The organism is Tissierellales bacterium (genome assembly GCA_035301805.1).
GTDB lineage: Bacteria > Bacillota > Clostridia > Tissierellales > DATGTQ01 > DATGTQ01.
In genome coordinates, this window is record DATGTQ010000272.1 from 1 (window position 1) to 3,918 (window position 3,918).

The 3,918-nt window shown below is 26.6% G+C and carries 1 protein-coding gene; it reads right to left on the minus strand.

The features are described 5' to 3' along the window. On the minus strand, positions 1-3,918 hold a 3,918-nt coding region (locus tag VK071_13425), incomplete at both ends, for a DUF6531 domain-containing protein (protein ID HLR36314.1).

Here is a 3,918-nt window from a genome sequence, read left to right on the forward strand (position 1 = left end):
TTCTTAAGTCTTCTTCTATACCGAATTCATCATAGCTAAATATTTCTTCCATATCTTTTTCTATACTTCTTATGATACTTCCTTTTCTATCTATTAAATAGATATCATCTTCCATAGTTCCTATAACATTTCTATCCCAGAGGTATTCTTCTTTTTCTCCATTTATATCTCGTTCTAATATATTTTTAAATGGTTTTATAAGGTCTAGGGTATAGCTTATTTTTTCTTCTGGTTTGTTATTTCTTTTTAAAGTTTGTCCTACTCTTTTATCAAGTCCGTTATATCTATATATGGCTGTTCCTTTATTTTTATTTATTACTTCTTCCATCATATTTTGTGCATTAAATTTAAAGGTTTTTATTAAATCGTCATTTTTAAATTCTTTTATTCTATTCCCTCTTTTGTCATATTCATAGGTTCTTATTTCTTCTGGAAGTTCTTCTTTTATTAATTGGCTTAGGTTATTATAATGATATCTTGTTGTTTCACCATTGTCATACTTTTCTATTCTATTTCCTAGACCATCATAGCTATATTTTCTTACTAAATTATCTCCTTCTAGGACTTCTGATAGTCTATTTAATGGGTCGTATTTATAGCTTATTTCTTCTATTCCTTGGGAGCCTTTTCTTTCTCTTTTTATTTCTGTTAAGTTACCTAATTGGTCATAGTCGTATTCATGGTCTTCTATAATTTCATTATCCCTATAATATATTAGTCTTTCTATACTTCCTATGTTGTTATAGCTGTATTCTCCTACTATATTATTTGGGAATAGTCTTTTTGTAACCCTCCCTATATTGTCATATTCATAATTATATTCACTAGTTTCTGTTCTTATGGTTTTAAGCTTTTGTGAAGCGTCATAGATATAGTCTACTTTTTTCCCTTCAGGATATATTATTTTAGTTCTTTCTCCTATTTCATTCCATTCATATCCTACCTTTTTATTATCTGGAGTAGTTATACTTTTAGTTCTTCCTAATTTATCAAGAACTATTTCTGTCTTTCCTAACCAATCTTCTATTTCAGTTAATTGTCTTAAGGAATTATATTTAAGTTTTACTTCTCGTCCATCTTCATATTTTATCTTTTCTACTTGGCCTAATGGATTATATTCTCTTTTTGTTAAATATCCTTCTTCATCTATTATATCTTCTAATTGGTTATTTTCGTTATATCTTAAGGTCTTTATATTGCCTTCTCCATCTATTATTTTTTCTATATTTCCAAGTAAGTCATATTCATATTTCGTTACTACTGATATATTATTTTTTCTATTGATATTTTCTGCTTCTTCTAAATCTTTATCTATTTTCCCATTCTGCTCTATTCTTGTTAGATTCCCTATTTCATCGTAATCATATTTTGTCTCATTACCTAGGGCATCTATTACTTTTGTTAAATTACCTGTTGGTGAATATTCATATTTTGTAATATTACCTAATTCATCTTTTAGCTCTGTTACTAAACCTACTGGGTTATATGTAAATTCCCTAACCCCTTCTTTTGAGTTTGTTATGGATATTATTTGATTTAATTCATCATAGCCATATTTTACAATTAAGTCCTCTCCCATTCTTTTTTCTATTAAATTACCATTTAAATCATATTTATACTCTTCTTTTTCTCCTTCTGGTAATTTTACACTTTTTATTAATCCACCTTTATAGTATTCATATTCTATTATATCTCCTAAAGCATTAGTTATAGTTTTTATATCTCCTAGGGGAGTATAACTAAATTTAGTACTATTTCCTAAAGCATCTATTTTTTCTATTAGTTGACCTATTTTATCATAGTTAAATTTAGTATTATTTCCCTCTTGGTCTATAATTTCTATTATATTGTCTTCACTATCATATTTGTATTCTATAGTTTCTTCATCAGCTTCTATTATCTTTTTTACTCTATCTAATTCATCATATTCTATTTCTGTTATTTCTTTTTTAGGTGAAATCACTTTAGTCCTATTTCCATTGGGGTCATATTCAAATCTAGTTTCATGACCTAGAGCATTTTTTACACTTACTAAATGATTTAATTTATTATAGGTGTAAATAGTTTCTGCTCCAGTTGGTTCTTTTACTTTGGATATATTCCACATTAAATCATATTCATATTCTACTATGTTTTCTTCTTGGTCTATTACTTTAGATGTTTTTCCTAATTCATTATAATCAGTCTTTAGTACTGTTCCATCGAAATCTATTATTTCTACTACTTTTTCAATTTCATTATATTTATACTCTCTAGTATTTCCATCTGGATTTATTACTTTGACTATATTTCCCATTACATTGTATTCATATTTCATTTCTGAACCATTAGGATCTACAGTCTTTATTACTTGATTTAAATCATCATATTCATATTTTATAGTTCCTCCATTGGGAAGGGTCATTTCTCTGATATTATCTCTATCATCATATTTTAATTCTATTACAGAACCATCTGCTTGTATATATTTGTTGATTCTATTTTTCTCATCATATTCCCATTTAGTTTCATTATCTAATGGATTTACTATGTTTAATAAGTTGCCCTTTCCGTCATATTCTATTTTTATTTCATCTTTATTTGGAGAAATTAATTTTACCGGTCTATTATACTTATCATATTTAAAATCCATTACTTCTTCTAATGGATTAATTACTTTAGTTAAATTACCATTACTATCGTATTCATATTCTGTTTTATTACCTTTTTTATCTATAAAAGAAGTTCTTTTATTTGAATCATTGAAATTAGATATTTCTTCTCCATCTTCATATATTACTTTAGTATTTCTAAATTTATTGTCTCTTTCATATATTATTTTATTTCCATTTTGTTCTGTTAGTTCTATTTGATTTTTATCATCTAGATGTTTTAGACTTAATATTCCTCCATCAGGGAATATCTGTTTTGTAGCTCTTGATAGATCATCGTATTCATTTCTAATTAAATCAATATTTCTAGGACTTGTAACTACTGTTAATCTATTGATATCATCATATTTGTATTTAAATTCTGTTTTATTAGGAAGTACTACTCTTTTTAAATTATCTTCTTCATAATAAAATGATATTCTCCTACCGGAGGAGTCATTTATTCGTCCTAGTAAACTTTTAGAATTATAATAAAGTCTAAAATACCCAGAAAGGGTCCTTATTTCTTTTAATTGATTCTCTTCATTATATTTTAATGTAGTTTTATTTCCTTGTTCATCTACAATGTTTTCTAATCTTCCGGCTTCATTAAAGTTATATACAGTTTGATTTTCTAAATATAGCCTATATTTCTCATCTTCAGTTTTAATTAGTCTTTGTCCCGGAACTATTATACATTTATATATTTTGCCTTCTTCTTTTGTATAAGTATCTACTTTTCCATCTTCTTTCATAACTTTAATTACATCATCTTCTTCAATTAAAGAAACTTCAAAGTTATGAACCCATTGATTTCCTAATACTCCTTTATAGTCATCTATGGCATTATATGTTCTCCTAAATTCTAATGGATAGGTTCCTTTTATTTCTATATCAGCTTTTTCATAACTAAAATTACCTGTTGCTAAATTTATTGGATCTCCTTTAAATTTAGCTGAATCTAAAGCCAAACCTTTTGATTCCTCTAATATCTTCTTAAGATTTGTATCAAAATACCTTAATCTTCCCCAGCTACTTGTCAAACTATCTAAATGAGACTTTTGCAATTTCTTCAATTTTTTAGAGAACTCTTTATTGTTTGTGTTTGGAAAATCTGCCTTAATTAGCCCTTGAATCTCATTTATATAATTTATCAACCTTTTAGTATTAGTTTGCAGTTTTTTTAAATATTCTGCTGATTTTTTGTCAGTTGCTGGTATACCCCGTGATAATTTTTCTATATCCTTCTGTAAATAATAATGAAGCTCTTCAATTTCTTCAGTTCGAA